Here is a 19,275-nt window from a genome sequence, read left to right on the forward strand (position 1 = left end):
GCTCGTTAGGCTGGCGGTCATGGAGTCTTGGGCGGGACACGAGGTGCCACGGCTGCCGGGTGACGGCGGGCCGCTGAGCTTGTACGACTCGGCGCGGCGCGGTGTCCACCCGAGCCGTCCCGCCGGCCCCGCCACCATGTACGTCTGCGGCATCACCCCGTACGACGCCACCCACCTGGGCCACGCCGCCACCATGATCACCTTTGATCTGGTGCAGCGGATGTGGCGCGACGCCGGCCTGACCGTGCAGTACGTGCAGAACGTCACCGACATCGACGATCCGCTGCTGGAACGCGCCGAGCGCGACGGTGAGGACTGGAAGGTCCTGGCGATGCGGGAGACGGCGCTGTTCCGCGAGGACATGGAGGCGCTGCGGATCATCCCGCCGGCGCACTACGTGGGCGCGGTGGAGTCGATCCCGCACATCGCCGACCGGGTGCAGGAACTGCTCAAGGACGGTGCCGCCTACCGGCTCGACGACGGCACCGGCGACGTCTACTTCGACGTCGCCGCCGCCCCGGCGTTCGGCTACGAGTCGAACCTGACCCGGGAGCAGATGCTGGAGATCTTCCCCGAGCGCGGTGGCGACCCGCAGCGGGCCGGCAAGCGCGACCCGCTCGACCCGCTGCTGTGGCGCGGCGCCCGCGACGGCGAGCCGTCCTGGCCGGGCGGCGAGCTGGGCCCCGGGCGGCCCGGCTGGCACATCGAGTGCACCGTGATCGCGCTGAACCTGCTCGGCGACCGGCTCGACGTGCAGGGTGGCGGCAACGACCTGATCTTCCCGCACCACGAGTGCTCCGCCGCGCACGCCGAGCGGCTCACCGGCACGGCCCCCTTCGCCGACCACTACGTGCACGCCGGCATGATCGGCCTGGACGGCGAGAAGATGTCGAAGTCCAAGGGCAACCTGGTCTTCGTCTCCCGGCTGCGCGCCGACCGGGTGGACCCGATGGCCGTCCGGCTCGGCCTGATGTCCGGCCACTACCGGGACGACCGGGCCTGGACCGACGACGTGCTGACCGCCGCGCAGCAGCGGCTGGACCGTTGGCGGCGGGCCGCCGCCGCGCCGTCCGGGCCGTCCGGCGCGGCCTTCCTGGCCGGGGTACGCGAGCGCCTCGGCGACGACCTGGACACCCCGGGTGCCCTCGCCCTGGCCGACGACTGGGCCGAGGCGACCCTGGCCGGCACCGGCGACGACCCACAGGCCCCCGCCCTGTTCACCAGCACCGTAGACGCCCTCCTCGGCATCCACCTCTAACCCCCACCCCACCCACCCGCCCCGCCCCCGGCCGGCCCGGCACCCCCCCCGCCGGCCCGGCACCCCCCCGCCGGCCCGTCGATCATGGAGTTGTGGTGGGGGTTGAGCCCCCATTTGCGACGTGTGCGGAGCCCCATAACTCCATGATCGACGCAGGGGGCGGGTGGTGGGGGTGTGGTGGCTCGGGGGTTAGCGGGGGCGGGGGTGTGGGGTGGGTTGGCGTAGGGCGACCCGGGTCTGGGTCTGCACCACGCCGCAGCTCTTCTTGAGCCGACGCAGCAACGCGTCCAGGGCGGCGGTGTCCCGCAGCCGGGCCCGCAGCAGGTAGTCGTACGGCCCGGTCATGTGCACCGCGTCGACGATCTGCTCGATCGGGGCGATGGCGTCGACGAACGTCTCGTAGTCGGTCCCGGCGTCGAGGCGTACGTCGATGAACACCTCCAACCCGCCCCGGAGCTGCGGCGCGTCGTGACCGGTGACGACCGTGTACCCGAGGATGACGCCGTCGGCTTCCAACCGGCGGACCCGGGCGGCGGTGGCGTTCGTGCTCAGGCCGACCCGTCGACCGATCTCACTGAACGAACACCTCGCATTCTCCTGCAGGATGCCGAGAATCTGCTCGTCCAGTTGGTCCACACCGATAATCGTACGCCGGCACCACTCATCTGTCGGTCGTGCCCGTCGGGGTGACCCAAACTCGGCGGATGGCTGATGGAATCGTGTTCCTGGCGGTCGCCGGGTTCGCCGCCGGGCTGGGGGTGGCGATGCCCCTGGGGGCGATCGGGGTGCTGATCGTCCGGGAGGGGATGCTGGGCGGTCACCGCAGCGGCCTGGCCGCAGCATTCGGCGTCGCCACCGTCGACACCCTCTACTGCCTCGGCGCGCTGCTGACCGGGGCGGCGCTCGCGCCGGTGATCGCCTCGTGGGGGGACGCTCCCCGCTACCTGTCCGGGCTGGTGATCGTCGGGCTGGGCTGCCACCAACTGGTCACCCTGCGCCGAGCCCCGGCACGCCTCGCCGGTGCCGGCCCTGCCGGCTCCGGACCCCAGCGGGACAGCACCGGCGGACCCCAGCGGGACAGCACCGGCGGACCCCAGCCGGACGGGACCGGCGGAGCCGAGCGGGGCGGCACCGGCGGACCCCGGCGGGACGGCACCGGCGGACCCCGGCGGGACGGCACCGGCGGACCCCGGCGGGACAGCACCGCCGGACCCCAGCGGGACGGCACCGGCGGGGAGCGTCCGGCCCAGCCCGCCGGGCCGGTCTACGTCCGCTTCGTGCTCCTCACCGCGGTCAACCCGTTGACCCTGGTGTACTTCTTCGCCCTGGCCGGGACGGTGAACGCCGTGCCGGGCAGCTGGACGGGGCCCGGGGTGTTCGTCGTCGCCGCCGGGCTGGCCTCCCTGCTCTGGCAGACCGGGCTCGCCACGATCGGCGCTGCCCTCGGTGCCACCGTCCCGGTACGGGTCGCCGACCTGCTCGGAGTGGTCGCCTCCCTGATCGTCGTCGCACTCGGAGCGACCGTCATCGTGGTCACCGCGCTCACCTGAGGCACGGCCGACCCCCTTGCGCCCGGTGCCGTCCCACCGGCCATGCCGCCGCCGTTGTACGGTGCGGCCCAGCCCCTGTGCGGAGGCCGGACCGGGACGGGGGCCGGACCGGGACGGGGGCCGGACCGGGACGGGGGCCGGACCGGGACGGGGGCCGGACCGGGACGGGGGCCGGACCGGGACGGGGGCCGGACCGGGACGGGGGGCGGTGCCCGACCGGGATCAGCCGAGGACCAGGCCGGGATCGGGGTCGGGGTCCGGTGCGGGGGCGGGGACCTGGTACTCCTCGGTCAGCGTGGTCATCGGGCCGGGCCAGGTGGCCTGGGCGACCTCGATCGGCTTGCGGTGGGCGTCGTAGGCGACGTGCAGCAGGTGCAGCACCGGCGTGTCGGGGCGGATCTGGAGCGTCTCGGCCTCCTCCCGGCTGGGCTGGCGGGCGCTGATGGTGTCGGCGGCCGTGGTGTACCGCCGGCCGGTCGCCTCCTCGGCCTCCTGGTAGAGCGGCCTGCCGAACGCCTCGGCCCGCTCCAGCGAGGTGCCGGCGGTGTCCTTCGGCAGGAACCAGGACGCGCCCACCTCCACCGGGGAGTCGTCGGTGCGTACCAGGTGCCGGCGGCAGAGCAGTTCGGTGCCGTCGGCGACCCCGAACGCGTCGGCCACCTCGGGCGGGGCGGGTGCCCGGCCGACCGAGACGAGCTGCTGGCGGTACCGCGCGGCGAGGTCGGCGTGGTAACCGCGGAAGCCGCCGTACCGGCCCCGGGAGAGCCGGTTGAGCCGCCGCCGGGTGCCCCGCACGTACGTACCGGAGCCGGGTTTGGTGATCAGGATGCCCTCGACCCGCAGCTGGTCGACGGCGCGTTGCACGGTCTGCTTCGCCACCCCGAACATCTCGGCGATGGCCGGGATGGACGGCAGCCGTTCGCCAGGACCCCAGTCGCCCCGACGCACCTGGGCCTTGAGCTGCGCGGCGATCTGCCGGTGCGGGAACTCGGCGGCTCCCGGGTTGATCTGCACGCCCGCCTCCTCCTGACAGCTAGGTTCCTAGGATGCCCTAGACGGGGTGACGGCGCCACCCCGGACACGCCAGAACCCCCGAACCCGGACACGCCGAAGGCCCCGGACGCCGCGACGCCCGGGGCCCTGCGGGAACGACTACCAGGAGCCGGCGGTGGGGCCGGCGGAACCGCCCCGGCGGCGCAGGTACTTCTCGAACTCCTGGGCGATCTCGTCACCGGTCAACGGGGTGATGCCCGCGTCGCCGACACGTTCCTCCAGCTCCCGCACGTACTCACCCAGCTCGGCGTCCTGCTCGGCGGCGCCGCGTACCCGCTGCTCCCACTCGGCGGCCTCCTCGGCCAGGTCGGCCATCGGCACCGGCAGGTCGAGCACCTCCTCGACCCGGTGCAGCAGCGCGAGGGTGGCCTTGGGGCAGGGCGGGTTGTTGGCGTAGTGCGGCACGTGCACCCAGAACGACACCGCGTCGACCTCGGCCCGGGTGCAGGCGTCCTGGAGCACGCCGACGATGCCGGTGGGCCCGTCGTAGCGGGTGGGGGTGAGCTGGTAACGCTGGGCGGCCTGGGCGTCGGAGGCGCTGCCGCTGATCGGCAACGGCCTGGTGTACGGCACGTCGGCCAGCAACGCGCCGAGCAGCACCACCCGTTCGACCTCCAGGCTGTGGCAGATCTCCAGCACCTGCTCGCAGAACGTGCGCCAGCGCATGCTCGGCTCGATGCCCCGGATCAGCACCACGTCCCGGTCGGTGCCCTCGGGGCTGGCCACCACGAACTTCGTGGTGGGCCACTCCACCCGGCGGGTCTCACCGTCGGACATCGTGATCGTCGGGCGGCTGACCTGGAAGTCGTAGAACTCCTCCGGGTCGATCTCGGTGATCTGGCGGGCCTGCCAGACCTGTTCCAGGTGTTCCACGGCGGCGGTGGAGGCGTCCGCGGCGTCGTTCCAGCCCTCGAAGGCGGCGATCGCCACCGGGGACCGCAGCACCGGCAGCCCGTCGAACTCGGTCACGCCGTCACCTCGCCCCGCTCGTCGCCGACGGTGCCGGGGGTCGGCCCGGTCACCCGCCCGCCGTGCACGGTGGCGTCCCTGATGTCCTTCACGTCCGCAAGCCTACGTCCCGGCGCGGCGCGTGGCCCGTCGGCCGCGCCGGGACGCCGGCCCACCCCACCCCCGAACCGGTACGAACCGGGACGCGGAGCGGGCGGACACATAGTGGGACGACCCCGGGCGTCGACAGTCACCGGATCGACCGCACTAACCTGATGTGGTGCGGACTTCGTTGCGGGATGTGCTGGCCGACCGGATTCTCATCGCCGACGGCGCGATGGGGACGATGCTCCAGGCTGCCGACCTGAGCCTCGACGACTTCGAGGGGCTGGAGGGCTGCAACGAGATCCTCAACGTGACCCGGCCCGACGTGGTGCGCGGCGTGCACGAGGCCTACCTGGCGGCCGGCGCGGACTGTGTCGAGACGAACACGTTCGGCGCGAACCTCGCCAACCTCGCCGAGTACGACATCCCGCAGCGCATCCGGGAGCTGTCCGAGGCCGGCGCGCGGATCGCCCGGGAGGCGGCCGACGCGTACGCCACGGCGGAGCGGCCCCGGTTCGTGCTCGGCTCGATCGGCCCCGGCACCAAGCTGCCCACCCTCGGCCACGCCCCGTACGCGACGTTGCGGGACGCCTACCAGGAGAACGCGGCCGGGCTGATCGCCGGCGGGTCGGACGCGCTGATCATCGAGACCTGCCAGGACCTGCTCCAGGTCAAGGCGGCCGTGGTCGGGTCGAAGCGGGCGATGGCCGAACTGGGCCAGCAGGTGCCGATCATCTGTCACGTGGCGGTGGAGACCACCGGCACCATGCTGGTGGGCAGCGAGATCGGGGCGGCGCTGGCGGCCATCGAGCCGCTGGGGGTGGACCTGATCGGGCTCAACTGCTCCACCGGCCCGGCCGAGATGGGTGAGCACCTGCGCTACCTGTCGCAGCACTCGCGGATCCCGCTGTCGGTGATGCCGAACGCCGGCCTGCCGGTGCTGACCGCCGACGGGGCGTACTTCCCGCTGAGCCCCGCCGAGCTGGCCGACGCCCTGGAACGGTTCGTCGCCGACTACGGCGTCGGGCTGATCGGCGGCTGCTGCGGCACCACCCCGGAGCACATCCGGGCGCTGGCCGAGCGGTTGCACGGCGCGATCCCGGCGGCCCGGGAGCCCCGGCACGAGGCGGGCGTCTCGTCGATCTACCACCCGGTGCCGTTCGCCCAGGACGCCTCGGTGCTGATGGTGGGGGAGCGGACCAACGCCAACGGCTCCAAGGCGTTCCGCGAGTCGATGCTCGCCGCCGACTGGCAGGCGTGCGTCGAGGTGGCCCGCAGCCAGGCCCGCGACGGCTCGCACCTGCTGGACCTGTGCGTCGACTACGTCGGCCGGGACGGCACGCAGGACATGCGGGAGCTGGCCGGCCGGTTCGCCACCGCGTCCACCCTGCCGATCATGCTGGACTCCACCGAGCCGGCGGTGATCGAGGCCGGGTTGGAGATGCTCGGCGGGCGGTGCGTCGTCAACTCGGTCAACTTCGAGGACGGTGACGGCCCCGACTCCCGCTACGCGCGGGTGATGCCGGTGATCGCCGAGCACGGTGCGGCCGTGGTGGCGCTGCTCATCGACGAGGAGGGGCAGGCCCGTACCCGGGAGTGGAAGGTCCGGGTGGCGGCCCGGCTGATCGACGACCTGACCGGCCGCTGGGGGATGGACCGGTCGGACATCCTCATCGACGCGCTGACCTTCCCGATCGCCACCGGCCAGGAGGAGACCCGGCGCGACGGCATCGAGACGATCGAGGCGATCCGGGAGATCGCCGCCCGCTACCCCGGGGTCAACTTCACCCTCGGCATCTCGAACGTCTCGTTCGGGCTCAACCCGGCGGCCCGGCAGGTGCTCAACTCGGTGTTCCTGCACGAGTGCGTGCAGGCCGGGCTGACCTCAGCGATCGTGCACGCCAGCAAGATCCTGCCGATGTCCAAGATCCCCGAGGCGCAGCGCGAGGTCGCCCTCGACCTGATCTACGACCGGCGGCGCGAGGGCTACGACCCGGTGCAGCGGTTCATCGAGGCGTTCGAGGGCGTCGACGCCGCCTCGGCGCGGGCCACCCGGGCCGAGGAGTTGGCGGGGCTGCCGCTGGACGAGCGGCTCAAGCGGCGGATCATCGACGGCGAGCGTAACGGCCTGGAGGCCGACCTGGACGCCGCGATGGCGCAGGGCCGGTCCCCGCTGTCCATCATCAACGACATCCTGCTGGACGGGATGAAGGTCGTCGGCGAGCTGTTCGGCTCCGGGCAGATGCAGTTGCCGTTCGTGCTCCAGTCCGCCGAGGTGATGAAGACGGCGGTGGCCTACCTGGAACCGCACATGGAGGCCGTCGAGGACGGCGGCAAGGGCCGGATCGTGCTGGCCACCGTGCGCGGCGACGTGCACGACATCGGCAAGAACCTGGTCGACATCATCCTGTCCAACAACGGCTACGAGGTCGTCAACATCGGCATCAAGCAGCCGATCAACGCGATCCTCGACGCCGCCGAGCAGCACCGGGCCGACGCGATCGGCATGTCCGGGCTGCTGGTCAAGAGCACGGTCATCATGAAGGAGAACCTCGCCGAGATGGCGTCGCGCGGGGTCGCCGAGCGGTGGCCGGTGCTGCTGGGCGGGGCGGCGCTGACCCGCGCGTACGTCGAGGACGACCTGCGGGCGATGTTCCCCGGCCAGGTGCACTACGCGCGGGACGCCTTCGAGGGGCTGGCCCTGATGGACCGGGTGATGACCGCCAAGCGGGGCGGCGCACCCGTGATCGACCCGGAGCGGGAGGCGGCCCTCGCGGCCCGACGGGCCCGTCGGGAGAAGCAGCGCACCATGGTCACCGAGGCGCTGCCGGAGCTGAACGACTCCTCGGTCCGCTCCGACGTGGCCACCGACGTGGCGGTGCCCACCCCGCCGTTCTTCGGCACCCGGGTGGTCAAGGGGGTGCCGCTGGCCGACTACGCGGCGCTGCTCGACGAGCGGGCGACGTTCCTCGGCCAGTGGGGGCTGCGCGGGTCGCGGGGCGGTCAGGGCCCGTCGTACGAGGAACTGGTGGAGACCGAGGGGCGGCCCCGGCTGCGGTACTGGCTGGACCGGCTCATCGCCGACCAGGTGCTGGAGGCGGCCGTGGTGTACGGCTACTTCCCGGCGTACTCCGAGGGCAACGACCTGGTGGTGCTCGACGAGAACGGCAACAGCGAGCGGGCCCGGTTCTCGTTCCCCCGACAGCGGCAGGAGCGGCGGCTCTGCCTGGCCGACTTCTTCCGTCCGAAGGACGACGGGCTGGATGTGGTGGCGTTGCAGCTGGTCACCGTCGGGCAGCCGATCAGCGAGTACACCGCGAAGATGTTCGCCGCCAACGAGTACCGCGACTACCTGGAGGTGCACGGGTTGTCCGTGCAGCTCACCGAGGCGCTCGCCGAGTACTGGCACCGACGTATCCGCTCCGAGCTGACCCTGCCGGGCGGCGGCACGGTCGCCACCGGCGACCCGACCGACCTGGCCGGCCTGCTGCGCAACGACTACCGGGGTTGCCGGTACGCGTTCGGCTACCCGGCCTGCCCGGACCTGGAGGACCGGGCGAAGATGGTGGAGCTGCTGGGGGCGGAGCGGATCGGCGTGCAGTTGTCGGAGGAGTTCCAGCTGGTGCCGGAGCAGGCCACCGACGCGATCGTGGTGCACCACCCGGAGGCCAACTACTTCAACGCCAAGTGACGCCGTACCCGTCCTGAGCTGCGCGAACGCCGTTCCGGCGCCCTGTCGGGCCGTCGTGGGCCGTGCCTGTCGATCGTCCGGCGGGTACGGTCCCCGCCGGTCAGCAGGAGGGGGGTGTGGACCCGCAGGGTGAAGCCGATGCCCGATGACACGTCACGATGTCGGGCGCGGAAGTGGAACCGCTCGCCGCTGGGCAGAGATCCCTCCACCTGTACCGGAGCTGCAGAACACGTCACCTGCGCGTCCCAGCCCTCGATCCGCAACGTGGCGACGAGGTGGAGCCAGGACGCTGCGTGCGACGTCGACGTGATTCACGGCAAGGTGGACGACGGACCCTCCAGCTGGACGGGACAATGCTCGGTGAGCGCCTGTGGTTCCGGACGCGATGGGTCGATCTGTCCACGGCAGACATCGACGCCGAGGATGACTGCCGGCGAGACCTCGTGTCGTTGCTGGTCAGGACTGGGCATCCGGTGTTCGAGGTGAGGTTGCCGCTCCACGGGATGACGAACCGGCGACCGGAACAGCTTGTCGCGCTTGCCGACGCGATCACCGGCACCAGGGTTCGTCAGGGTGCTGAGGATGTCGCCTTCGTCGTCGCCGAACGGATACCCGCTTGGCCTCCTGACTTCGGTTCCGGCGCGCCGGTGACGTCACCCGGTCTCGTCGTACGACCGGCGGGCGGCCTCGATGGCGGGCAGGTGCCGCCCGGCCCAGTCGAGGAGCACGTCGACCGGGTGCCGGAGGGTCTTGCCCAGCGGGGTGATGCGGTACTCGACGGCGACCGGCCGCGACGACAGGACGTGCCGCGCGACGATGCCGTTGCGTTCGAGCCGACGCAGGGTGGCGCTCAGTGACTTCTGGGACACGGCGGGGATGGCGTGGCGTAGCTCGTTGAACCGGGACGGCCGTTCGCAGAGCTGGTTGAGCACCTCCAGCGACCACTTGTCGAGCACCTGGTCGAGCAGCTCGCGGTGGGGAGGGGTGATCTGGAGGGCTTCCGACGGCAGGGGGGTGGTTTCCGGCATGACACCTAGTCTCGTTGAAGTGTCCTCGGAGCACCAGGTATCCATGAGATACCAACGAGGAAGGGAAGTCAGATGGGTGTTCAGCTTTTCTCCGCGCCGGGCATGATGCAGCCCGTTCCCTACCACCACGTCGCGGTCGCGTCGGGGTCGCGCCACGTCCACGTGGCCGGTCAGATCAGCCGGGACGAGGCCGGCCGGCCGGTCGCGGCCGGCGACCTGCGGGGTCAGGTCGCCCAGGCGCTGCGCAACACGGGGTACGGGCTGGCCGGTGCCGGCGCGGGCTTCGCGGATGTCGTCCGCCTGACGTTCTACGTGACGAACTGGTCGCCGGAGCGGATCGGCGACTTCATGGCCGGGGTGGAGGATGTCGCGGCGGAACTCGGCCTGCCGCAGCCGTTGCCCCCGTCGTCGCTCATCGGCGTCGATTATCTCTTCGAGCCGGACGTTCTCGTCGAGGTCGAGGCGACGGCGATCCTGGACTGAGGTCCCGGTCCGACACGGCCTGTATCGGCGAGCCAGTGGTATCCGAGCGCTCCGATACCGCTAAATCGGCCAAGTAGCGCCGATCAGGTCGGGCCGGGCCGGGGCCGGGCGCGGCGGGGGCGGACGGGGCGGGCTCAGCGTCCCTGGGTGAGGAAGCCTTCCAGGGCGAGGGTGGCCGCGCCGAGGCTGACCGGGTTGCCGGCGACGGGGGAGCGGACGATCCCGGTGGCGGCGAGCGGGCGGCGCAGCGCGTGCTGGGCGACCACCGCGCGGACCTCGTCGCGCAGCCGGTCGCCGAGCCGGTCGGCGACCCAGCTGCTGAGCACGATGATCTCCGGGTTGAGCAGGTTGACCAGGTCGGCGACGGCGACGCCGAGGTAGCGGGCGGTCTCGGCGACCACCTTCGCGGCGGTGGGGTCGTCGGCGGCCAGTGCGGCGGCGAGGGCGTCGAGGGTGGCGGTCTGGTCCTCGGGGTGCAGCAGCGGGCTGGTCGGGGCCAGGTCGCGCAGGGTCTGCATGATGCCGGGCGCGCCGACGTACGCCTCGACGCAGCCCCGGCTGCCGCACCGGCAGAGCCGGCCGTCGAGGACCAGGGTGGTGTGCCCCCACTCGCCGGCGCTGTTGCTGCTGCCCCGGTAGAGGGTGCCGCCGAAGGCGAGGCCCGCGCCGACGCCGGTGCCCAGGTTGATCACGGCGACGTCGTCGCGGCCCCGGGCGGCCCCGGCCCACAGTTCGGCGAGCACGGCCGCGCGCAGCGGGTTGTCCAGGTGCAGCGGCAGCGGCAGATGGTCGGCGAGCAGGTCCCGCAGCGGTACGTCGTGCCAGTTCCAGTTGGGCGCGAACACCGACACGCCGCCCTCCCGGTCGACCTGCCCGGGGACGCTGACCCCGACGCCGAGCACCCGGGCCCCGGTGCCGGCCAGGACGGTGCCGATGCCGCTGACGATGTGCCGGACCACCTGGTGGGGGCGGCGTTCCAGGGGGCGTAGCGCCTCCTCGGCTCCGGTCAGCCGGGTCAGCGTGGTGTCGAAGAGGTCGACGTGGACGTACGTCTCGGCGACGTCGACGCCGACGAGCAGGCCGCCGTGCGGGTCGGCGGCGACCAGACCGCGGGGCCGCCCGCCGCCGGAGTCCTCCTGGCCGGCCTCGGTGAGCAGACCGAGGTCGGTGAGTTCGGCGACCAGGGTGGCGACGGTGCCGAGGCTGAGCCCGGTGTCGACGGCGAGGCGTTGCCGGCTGGTGGTGCCGGCGGCGACGACCTGCTGGACGACGGTGAGCCGGTTGGCGGAACGGATGTCGCGGGAGGTCCGGGCCATGGCGCTTATCGCAACACTTACGAAAACCATTGGCAATAGTGCAGGATGACAACCATCTATTTATAGAGAGAGGTGTGTCGATGGGACGTCCCCGTTACGGCGCCCTGGCGGCGGTGCTCTGCGTGCTCGGTGGCCTGCTGGTCGCCGGGCCGGCGCGGGCCAACGCCGCCGGGCCGGTCCCGCACTATCTGATGACCGCGTTCACCAACAGCAGCGAATCCAACATGTACGTCTACGACTCGGCCGACGCCACCCGGTTCACCCTCCAACGGGCCAACGCCTACACTCCGCCCTCCGGGCTGGTCCGCGACCCGAGCGTCATCCGGCACACCGACGGCTACTACTACCTCGTCTACACCACCGGCTGGACCGGCAACACCATCGGCATCGCCCGCAGCTCCGACTACCTGAGCTGGACCTTCCAGCGCAACGTCACCGTCGGTGTCGTGCCGGCCAACGGCAGCACCTGGGCACCCGAGTGGTTCGTCGACAGCGACGGCAGTGTGCACATCGTCGTCTCCGTCTCGCAGACCGGCACCGCCGGGCAGTTCCAGCCCTACCGGATCACCGCGACGAACTCCGCGCTGTCGGCGTGGAGCGCCCCGGTGGCGCTCGCCGGCATCGGCACCAACCACATCGACAGCTTCATCGTCAAGGTCGGCAACACCTACCACAACTTCATGAAGAACGAGACCACCAAGTACATCGAGCACGCCACCGCCCCCGCGTTGACCGGCCCGTGGAGCTGGGTCGGCACCGGCAACTGGGCCGGCTGGGGTTCCGGCCTGGAAGGCCCCGCCCTGGTCCGGCTGCCCGACAACCGGTGGCGCATCTACTTCGACCAGTACGGCGCCGGCCGCTACTACTCCGCCGACAGCAGCGACCTGTACGGCTTCACCGGCAAGACCGAACTGGCCGGGCTGTCCGGCACGGTGCGCCACTTCACCGTGCTGCGGGAGAGTGTCGGGGACTCCTCCGCCCCGCCCACCGGCAACCGCTCGCTGCGCTCGGCGAACTTCCCCGACCGCTACGTCCGCCACCGTGACAACGTGGCCCGCATCGACGTACTGGGCAGCGGCAGCCCGCTTGGCGACCGGCAGGACGCCACCTTCCAGATCGTTCCCGGCCTGGCCAACTCCGCCTGCTACTCGTTCCGCGCGGTCAACGGCTCCTACCTGCGGCACTGGGACTTCACGATCCGGCTCGCCGGCAACGACGGCAGTGCCGTCTTCGCCGGGGACGCCACCTTCTGCAGCCGGACCGGGCTGGCCGGGGGCGGCAGCTACTCGTTCGAGTCGTGGAACCACCCCGGCCGCTACCTGCGCCACTACGACTACGTGCTGCGGGTCGACCCGTACGCCGCCGGCAGCACCTTCGCCGGGGACGCCTCGTACACCCTCACCGCGCCGCTGGCCTGAGCGGACCGACGCGTCGGCCGGTGGGCGGGAGCCACGCCCACCGGCCGTCAGCGGGTGGCCGGCAGGCCGAACGTCGGGAACAGGGTGTCGTCGAGGAACGAGACGAGTTCGGCGATCCGGCCGTCGCGCACCGTCAGCACGGTGATCGACCAGGGCAGGTACGGGCCGGTGTCGCCCGCGCGCAGGTAGTTGGCCACCGCCGGCTGGCCGTTGGCGGCCACCGGCACGTGCCGCCAGCCGCCGCAGCTGCCCAACGGCATCGCCCGCGCGAAGTCCAGCACCGCGTCGAGGCCGGCGTACCACTGCGGCAGCGGCGGCATCGACCAGGTGACGTCCTCGGTGAGCAGGGCGACCAGGGCGTCGGCGTCGCCGTTCTCCAGCGCGGTGGCGTACCCGGTGGCGACCTCCCGCAGCCGGGCGTCACCGAGGGTCCGCAGTGCCTGCTGCTGGCTACGGGCGGGCACCCGCTCGGCGACGAGCCGACGGGCCCGCGCCAGCGCCGAGTTGACCGACCCGACGGAGGTGCCCGTCATGGCGGCGATCTCGGCGGCGGTGAAGCCGAGCACGTCGAACAGCAGCAGCGCGGCCCGCTGGTTGCCGGGCAGGTGCTGTAGCGCGGCGACGAACGCCAGCTCGACGGCCTCCCGCTGCTCGTAGCGGGCGTCTGGCGCGGCCGGGCCGGCGGCCAGGGCGGCGTCGGGGTAGGGGCCGAGCCACCGTACGTGGTCGGCGGCGACGCCGCCCGGCACGGCGTGCTCGCTGGCCGGCCCCAGGTCGACGGGCAACGCCCGCCGCCCCCGCCCGGTGGCCAGGTCCAGGCAGGTGCGGGTGGCGACGGTGTAGAGCCAGGTCCGCAGGGAGCTGCGCCCCTCGAAGCGGGGCAGCGCCCGCCAGGCCCGCAGCAGGGCCTCCTGCAACGCATCGTCGGCGTCGTGCGGGGAGCCGAGCATCCGGTAGCAGTGCGCGTGCAGTTCCGGCCGCAGCGGCGCGACCAGCGCGGTGAACGCGGCGTCGTCCCCGCCCCGGGCGCGGGTCAGCGTCGCGTCGTGGTCGTCGGCCGTGATCTCGGCAAGAATCCTGCTCACGACCGACGATTCTGCCCCACGCCGGAAGTCTGTACCGGGTAAGAGCCGCACGTCACGACCCGGAGGACCCGAACATGAGCAGCTCCACCACCGTCCCGGTGACCACCGCCACCCTGGCCGTCCCCGACGGGACCCTGCACTTCGAGGTACGCGGCCAGGGGCCCCTGGTGGCGCTGGTCGCCGCCCCGATGGACGCCCGGACGTTCGCCCCGCTGGCCGACCTGCTCGCCACCGACCACACGGTGCTCACCACCGACCCACGGGGCATCCGCCGCAGCCGGCTGCACGACCCCGAGCAGGATTCCACGCCCGAACTGCGCGCCGACGACCTGGCCCGGCTGCTGGCCCACCTCGACGCCGGCCCGGCGGCGGTGCTCGGCTCCAGCGGCGGCGCGGTCACCGTCCTGGCGCTCGCCCACGCGCACCCGCAGGTGGCGCACACCGTGATCGCCCACGAGCCGCCGCTGGTGCTGCTGCTCGACGACCGTGACGAACTGCTCGCCCGGGAGGACGACATGGTCGCCACCTACCGGCGGGGGGACCGGCTGGGCGCGTGGCGGAAGTTCCTCGCCATCGCCAACATCGTCATGCCCGAGGAGATGATCCAGGGCATGTTCGGCCAGGAACCCGACCCGCAGGACGCCGCCGACGAGCGCTACCAGTACCTGCACACCCTGCGCGGCACCACCCGCTACCAGCCGGACGTGGCCGCCCTGCGCGACGGCCCGACCCGGGTGCTGGTCGGTCTCGGTGCGGAGTCGGCCGGGGAGCTGTGCGACCGCAGCTCCCGCGCGCTGGCCGCCGCCCTGGGGGTGCCGCCCACCATGTTCCCCGGGGGGCACCTCGGCTTCGCCGACGACCCGGCCGGCTTCGCCGTCCGGTTGCGTGAGGTCATCGCCGGGTGACGGTGGGGTGACGGCGACCGGCCGGGGCTGGCCCGCGTACCGGGGACGGTCGCGGTGGTGCCGACCGATGCGCGACAGTCCCGCGGGGCGCGGGCGTCGCGGCCCTAGAGTGCCGCGCATGACGCTGATCGTGCGACTCGTCGGCGGGTGCGCCGTCCTCGTGGCGGCGCTCGCGGCGGGGCCGGTGCCGGCCGGGGCCGCGCCGCCCGGCGGGGGCCTCGGGCTGGACCTGCGGACCGGCACCCCCCGGTACGCCCCGGGCGAGCCGGTCCGGTTGACGCTCGCCGTCACCAACGACACCGGTACGGCCTGCGCGCTGGCCACCGTGGCCGACGGCACCGTGCAGGTGACCTCGGTCCGTCGGGACGGGCGGGAGCTGACCCCGGCCCTGGGCCGCAGCTTCTACGGCGACGGCATCGGTGCCGCCGCCACCGCCGGCACGGTGACCCTGGCACCCGGGCAGAGCGTGACCGTGCCACTGGTCGGCGTGCGGGTGCACGACGGCGACGGCGACGACGCCGTGGTGCTGCGGTCGGTGACGGCGACCCCGGCCGGCGGCGGGTTGGACACCCGGTGGCCGGTCGGGGCGGCCGGACGCTACGAGGTGACGGCGAGCTGGACGGCGCTGCCGGTGACCGGCCTGGCCGACCCCTGCACGGGGACGACGGCACTGCGTACCGTCGGTTTCACCGTCGGCGGCGACACCTCCGGGCCGGGGTGGTGGCGCTGGCTGCTCGGCGGGGCGGTGCTGCTGCTGGCGGTGCTGGCCGGTGGGCTGGCGCTGCTGCTCCTGCGGCGGACCCGCCGTCGCCCGGCCGCCGCCGTCGCGCTGCTGCTGGTCGCGGCCGGCGCGGTCGTCGGCGGGGGCGTCCGGCCGGCACGGGCCGACTACCAGGTCGACCCGGGTGCCGGCGTGCCGGTACCCGGCGTCGACTTCCAGGCCGCCGTCGACGGCTGCCTCCAGGGGTTCGCCGCGGCCGGCGGCGACCCGGCGGGCATCCTGCCCCGGCTGCGGGACGCCACGACCCCCCGGGTGCGGATCATCCCCACCCCGGGCGGGTCGGGCTCGTTCGAGACCCCGGACAGCAAGGACGGCAAGGGTTCCTCCACGGTGACCTGGAACCCGACCTCGGTCGAGCCGTACGGCGACGGGGTCGCCCGGGACCCGTGCGCGGCGCTGTACCACGAGCTGAACCACTCCGACGACATCTCCCGCGACGCGGTGCCGCCGGGCGAGTGCGGGGGCACCGGGATCAAGACCGCCGAGGTGAAGGCGACCCTGGCGGAGAACAGGTACCGGGCGGCCAAGGGCCTGCCGCCGCGCACCGAGTACGCCGGCAGGACCCTGCCCAGGAGCCTCGACGAGTGCAGGAAGCCCACGAAGAAGACCCCGCCGCCCAAGGGGCCGGTGAAACTCTGCGAGGACGGGGGCGACTGCGGCGGCACCAACGGCGACCCGCACCTGGTCACCTTCGACCGGCACTACTACGACTTCCAGGCCGTCGGCGAGTTCGTACTGGTCGCGTCCACCTCGGGTGACCCGCTGGCGGTGCAGGTCCGGCAGACACCGATGGGTGACTCGCGGACGGTGTCGGTCAACTCCGCCGTCGCGTTCCGCACCGGCGTGCACCGGGTCGCCCTCACCCTGGTCGACGGCCACACCGAGGTCCGCGTCGACGGCACGGCCCGGGACGTGCCGCCGGGCGCGACGGAGCTGCCCGGCGGGGGCCGGCTCACCCGCCGCGACTCCGACACCGGTGCCGCCGACGGCTACGACCTGCGCTGGCCCGACGGCTCCGCCGCCGCCGTCGACCCGATCGGCCCGTACGGCTACCGGGTGCTGGTGAAGCTGGTGGCGGGTCGGGCCGGGAAGGTCCACGGGCTGCTCGGCGACTTCGACGGCGACCCGGCCGACGACGTCGCCGCCCCCTCCGGGGCCGCCCTGCGCCAGCCCGTGCCGTTCGAACAGCTCTACCCGTCCTATGCCGACGGTTGGCGGGTCACCGGGGACACCTCCCTGTTCAGCTACGCCGACGGGCAGGACACCGGCTCGTTCACCGACCGGGAGTTCCCGCAGCGGGAGGTGACCGTCGACGACCTCGACCCGGCCCGACGGGCCCGCGCCGAGCAGGTGTGCCGGTGGGCCGGCATCACCGAGGCCCGGCAGCTCGCCGAGTGCGTCCTCGACGTCGGGGTGACCGGCCGTCCCGAGTTCGCGGTCAGCGGCGTCGGCACCGAGCGGATCGTCAGGCCGGCCCCCGCGCCGATCGCCGCGACCCCGCTCGCCACCGGCTCGCTGACCCCGGGTGGTACGCCGCTGACCTTCACCGCCCGGGCCGGGGACGCCGTGTTCGTCGATGTCACCGCGCCCGGCCTGGCCGACGGCTGTTCCCCGTTGCGGCTGCTCGACCCGAGCGGGACGGAGGTGGCCAGCGGCTGCACCGTCGGCGGCCTCGGCCACGTCGACCGCACCGACCTCGCCGACGACGGCAGGTACACGGTGGCGGTCGACGCCGGTGCCGGCACCGGGCGGGCCACCGTGCGGGTCTACGCGGCCCGGGACACCACAGGCACCCTGCGACCGGACGCGCCGGCGGTCACCGCGACGCTCGACGCGCCGGGCAGCCGGGCCCGGTACCGGTTCGCCGGCCGGGCCGGCCAGCGGGTCTTCGTCGAGGTTCCGCAGAGCACCCTGCCCGACCAGTGTTCCCCGCTGGAACTGCTCGACCCGGACGGGCAACGGCTCAACGGCGGCTGCGTCGTCAACGGCGTCGGCGAGGTCGACGGCACGCTGCTGCCCGCCGACGGGACGTACACCGTGCTGGTGGACCCGGTGGACCGTGGCGTCGGCACGGTGGCGCTGCGGCTGGTCGTCTCCGCCGACCGGGTCGGCGCGATCACCCTCGACGGCCCGCCGGTCGTCGCCACCGTCGACCGGCCGGGGGCGGTGCTCAGCTACCGGTTCACCGGCACGGCCGGCACGTCGGTGACCGTGACGGCCAGCGACGTCACCCTGCCCGACCAGTGCTCCCCGTTGACCCTGCGCGACGCCGACGGGGCGACGGTGGCCACCGGCTGCCTGGTCGCCGGCGGCGGTGGTATCGGCGCGACCGTCCTGCCGGGCACCGGCGACTACACCGTCGTGGTGGACCCGTCGGGCGCGGCCACCGGCGCGGTCTCCCTCACCCTGCGCCGGTGACCGGTGCCGGTCGGCGGCGGGCCGCCCGGCACCGGCCGATCGGTCCTGACCCGTGGATCAGTGGGGAGGGGCCGGCGTGGGACGGGGCTTGAAATCCTATCGATTCGATAGGAAACTGGTCCGGTGCTGCTCGTCCGGCTGTTCACCTCCCGCCGGGTCGTCGACCTGATGCGGGTCGCCGCCCAGCGGTGTCCCGGGCCGTCCCCCGCCGCCTGACCGGCTGCGGTCGCCGCGCCACAGCGCCGACCGCCATCGCCGCCGGTAGGGCGGATCCCGTAGGCCCGCGCGGCGTCCGCCGTGCCGCCGTGACCCTTCGACCCCCGTGCGGGAGGCCCCTGCGATGACCGAGTCCGACCATCGTCCACCGCCGGTCGAGGCCGACGCCGACACCCTGCGTACGCTGCTGCGCCACCAGGCCAGCACGGTCGTGGTGGTCACCGCCCCCGGTGCCCCGGCCGTCGGCTTCACCGCCACCTCGTTCACCTCGGTGTCGCTGGCCCCGCCGATCGTCTCGTTCTGCCTGCACCTCGGGGCGTCGAGCTGGCCGACGGTGGCCCGCAGCCGGCACGTGGCGGTGCACCTGCTCGCCCACCACCAGCAGGACCTGGCGCGCACCTTCGCGACCAGCGGGATCGACCGGTTCGCCGCGCCGACCCGGTGGCAGGCCGGGCCGGAGGGGGTGCCGATCCTCGACGACACCCTGGCCTGGCTGCTCTGCCGGGTGGTCGAGCGGGTGCCCGTGGGCGACCACGCGATCGTGCTCGCCGAGCCGGAGCTGGTCCGGCACGCCGACGTGGGATCGCCGTTGCTCTACCACCGGGGCCGCTACGCCGGCCTGGCCGGCGGCCCGGAGGGCGTCACCCGCCGCCCCGCCGCCTGACGGACGCAATACCCATAAAGTCTATAGCTTTAGTAGATATTGCGTCAACGGATCGACATCCATCGGTGCGATAGCCGACATCTGTCGCGCGTTCCGTTGACACCACCGGCATCCCGGAGGTGGACTCGACCCATGTCCAGCGAGCTGCGGCTGACGACCCGCGGCCACATCGACTTCGGTCGGGTGTGGTCGAGTTCCTGTCTGGCCTGACCCGGCACCCACACCCGGACCCGACGCGCCGACCCGGCCTGTCGCAGTGGGGCTCACCGCCGAGCTGACCGCCGCACCCTTCCCGACACCGCACCGGCCCGCGCACCCCGCCCGGCCGGGTGTCGGCGTACCCGATCGCCTGCCTG

14 protein-coding genes are annotated in these 19,275 nt (G+C 73.3%); 8 read left to right on the plus strand and 6 right to left on the minus strand.

What is annotated here, in order from left to right; all coding sequences use genetic code 11:
• Nucleotides 1-19 precede the first annotated feature (19 nt).
• A complete protein-coding gene (mshC, locus tag ACN261_RS23260) occupies nucleotides 20-1,258 on the plus strand; it encodes a cysteine--1-D-myo-inosityl 2-amino-2-deoxy-alpha-D-glucopyranoside ligase (RefSeq protein WP_425852108.1) in 1,239 nt (412 codons plus the stop codon).
• Nucleotides 1,259-1,447: 189 nt separating this feature from the next.
• Here the strand turns inward: mshC and ACN261_RS23265 are convergent, their stop codons facing one another.
• Entirely contained in the window at nucleotides 1,448-1,894 is a 447-nt protein-coding gene (locus ACN261_RS23265) for an Lrp/AsnC family transcriptional regulator (RefSeq protein ID WP_421481775.1), read from the minus strand.
• A gap of 68 nt (nucleotides 1,895-1,962) precedes the next feature.
• Between ACN261_RS23265 and ACN261_RS23270 the strand changes: the two genes are divergently transcribed.
• On the plus strand, nucleotides 1,963-2,808 hold the full coding sequence (locus ACN261_RS23270; RefSeq protein ID WP_425852110.1) for a LysE family transporter: 846 nt from the start codon (nucleotides 1,963-1,965) through the stop codon (nucleotides 2,806-2,808).
• A gap of 222 nt (nucleotides 2,809-3,030) precedes the next feature.
• Here the strand turns inward: ACN261_RS23270 and ACN261_RS23275 are convergent, their stop codons facing one another.
• Nucleotides 3,031-3,822, minus strand: a complete 792-nt coding sequence (locus ACN261_RS23275; protein WP_204924494.1) for a GntR family transcriptional regulator — start codon at nucleotides 3,820-3,822, stop codon at nucleotides 3,031-3,033.
• A 138-nt stretch (nucleotides 3,823-3,960) separates the two neighbouring features.
• On the minus strand, nucleotides 3,961-4,830 hold the full coding sequence (locus ACN261_RS23280) for a PAC2 family protein (protein WP_204924493.1): 870 nt from the start codon (nucleotides 4,828-4,830) through the stop codon (nucleotides 3,961-3,963).
• Between the two features lie 271 nt (nucleotides 4,831-5,101).
• Between ACN261_RS23280 and metH the strand changes: the two genes are divergently transcribed.
• Nucleotides 5,102-8,605, plus strand: a complete 3,504-nt coding sequence (metH, locus tag ACN261_RS23285) for a methionine synthase (protein WP_425853639.1) — start codon at nucleotides 5,102-5,104, stop codon at nucleotides 8,603-8,605.
• A 653-nt stretch (nucleotides 8,606-9,258) separates the two neighbouring features.
• Here metH and ACN261_RS23290 read toward each other — a convergent pair.
• On the minus strand, nucleotides 9,259-9,633 hold the full coding sequence (locus ACN261_RS23290; protein WP_425852113.1) for a winged helix-turn-helix transcriptional regulator: 375 nt from the start codon (nucleotides 9,631-9,633) through the stop codon (nucleotides 9,259-9,261).
• Between the two features lie 72 nt (nucleotides 9,634-9,705).
• Here ACN261_RS23290 and ACN261_RS23295 point away from each other — a divergent pair, with 72 nt between their 5' ends.
• Nucleotides 9,706-10,116 (plus strand): RidA family protein, encoded by a 411-nt coding sequence (locus ACN261_RS23295; RefSeq protein WP_357926723.1) that lies wholly within the window; start codon nucleotides 9,706-9,708, stop codon nucleotides 10,114-10,116.
• A 134-nt stretch (nucleotides 10,117-10,250) separates the two neighbouring features.
• Here the strand turns inward: ACN261_RS23295 and ACN261_RS23300 are convergent, their stop codons facing one another.
• A complete protein-coding gene (locus ACN261_RS23300; RefSeq protein WP_421481779.1) occupies nucleotides 10,251-11,432 on the minus strand; it encodes an ROK family protein in 1,182 nt (393 codons plus the stop codon).
• A gap of 80 nt (nucleotides 11,433-11,512) precedes the next feature.
• Between ACN261_RS23300 and ACN261_RS23305 the strand changes: the two genes are divergently transcribed.
• Complete coding sequence (locus ACN261_RS23305) at nucleotides 11,513-12,850, plus strand: glycoside hydrolase family 43 protein (RefSeq protein ID WP_425852116.1); 1,338 nt, start codon at nucleotides 11,513-11,515, stop codon at nucleotides 12,848-12,850.
• A gap of 47 nt (nucleotides 12,851-12,897) precedes the next feature.
• Here ACN261_RS23305 and ACN261_RS23310 read toward each other — a convergent pair whose 3' ends face one another.
• The gene (locus ACN261_RS23310; protein ID WP_425852118.1) at nucleotides 12,898-13,935 is read right to left on the minus strand and encodes a sigma-70 family RNA polymerase sigma factor; all 1,038 of its coding nucleotides are present in this window, start codon (nucleotides 13,933-13,935) and stop codon (nucleotides 12,898-12,900) included.
• A gap of 74 nt (nucleotides 13,936-14,009) precedes the next feature.
• Here ACN261_RS23310 and ACN261_RS23315 point away from each other — a divergent pair, with 74 nt between their 5' ends.
• The 3 genes from ACN261_RS23315 (at nucleotide 14,010) to ACN261_RS23325 (ending at nucleotide 18,919) form a co-directional block, all read left to right on the plus strand.
• Nucleotides 14,010-14,840, plus strand: a complete 831-nt coding sequence (locus tag ACN261_RS23315; protein ID WP_425852120.1) for an alpha/beta fold hydrolase — start codon at nucleotides 14,010-14,012, stop codon at nucleotides 14,838-14,840.
• A gap of 118 nt (nucleotides 14,841-14,958) precedes the next feature.
• Nucleotides 14,959-18,039 carry a VWD domain-containing protein gene (locus ACN261_RS23320; protein WP_425852121.1) on the plus strand — a complete coding sequence of 1,027 codons (3,081 nt, stop codon included), beginning with the start codon at nucleotides 14,959-14,961 and terminating at the stop codon, nucleotides 18,037-18,039.
• Nucleotides 18,040-18,379: 340 nt separating this feature from the next.
• Nucleotides 18,380-18,919 (plus strand): flavin reductase family protein, encoded by a 540-nt coding sequence (locus ACN261_RS23325; protein WP_421486800.1) that lies wholly within the window; start codon nucleotides 18,380-18,382, stop codon nucleotides 18,917-18,919.
• Nucleotides 18,920-19,275: the final 356 nt, after the last annotated feature.

This window comes from Micromonospora sp. WMMD723, from assembly GCF_049863385.1.
In the GTDB taxonomy this organism is placed as follows: domain Bacteria; phylum Actinomycetota; class Actinomycetes; order Mycobacteriales; family Micromonosporaceae; genus Micromonospora; species Micromonospora wenchangensis.

Coding starts and splice junctions, on each gene's coding strand:
- ACN261_RS23320 (WP_425852121.1), top strand. CDS start 14,959: ATGACGCTGATCGTGCGACTCGTCGGCGGGTGCGCCGTCCTCGTGGCG.
- ACN261_RS23290 (WP_425852113.1), bottom strand. CDS start 9,633: ATGCCGGAAACCACCCCCCTGCCGTCGGAAGCCCTCCAGATCACCCCT.
- ACN261_RS23315 (WP_425852120.1), top strand. CDS start 14,010: ATGAGCAGCTCCACCACCGTCCCGGTGACCACCGCCACCCTGGCCGTC.
- ACN261_RS23305 (WP_425852116.1), top strand. CDS start 11,513: ATGGGACGTCCCCGTTACGGCGCCCTGGCGGCGGTGCTCTGCGTGCTC.
- mshC (WP_425852108.1), top strand. CDS start 20: ATGGAGTCTTGGGCGGGACACGAGGTGCCACGGCTGCCGGGTGACGGC.
- ACN261_RS23300 (WP_421481779.1), bottom strand. CDS start 11,432: ATGGCCCGGACCTCCCGCGACATCCGTTCCGCCAACCGGCTCACCGTC.
- ACN261_RS23325 (WP_421486800.1), top strand. CDS start 18,380: ATGACCGAGTCCGACCATCGTCCACCGCCGGTCGAGGCCGACGCCGAC.
- ACN261_RS23270 (WP_425852110.1), top strand. CDS start 1,963: ATGGCTGATGGAATCGTGTTCCTGGCGGTCGCCGGGTTCGCCGCCGGG.
- ACN261_RS23295 (WP_357926723.1), top strand. CDS start 9,706: ATGGGTGTTCAGCTTTTCTCCGCGCCGGGCATGATGCAGCCCGTTCCC.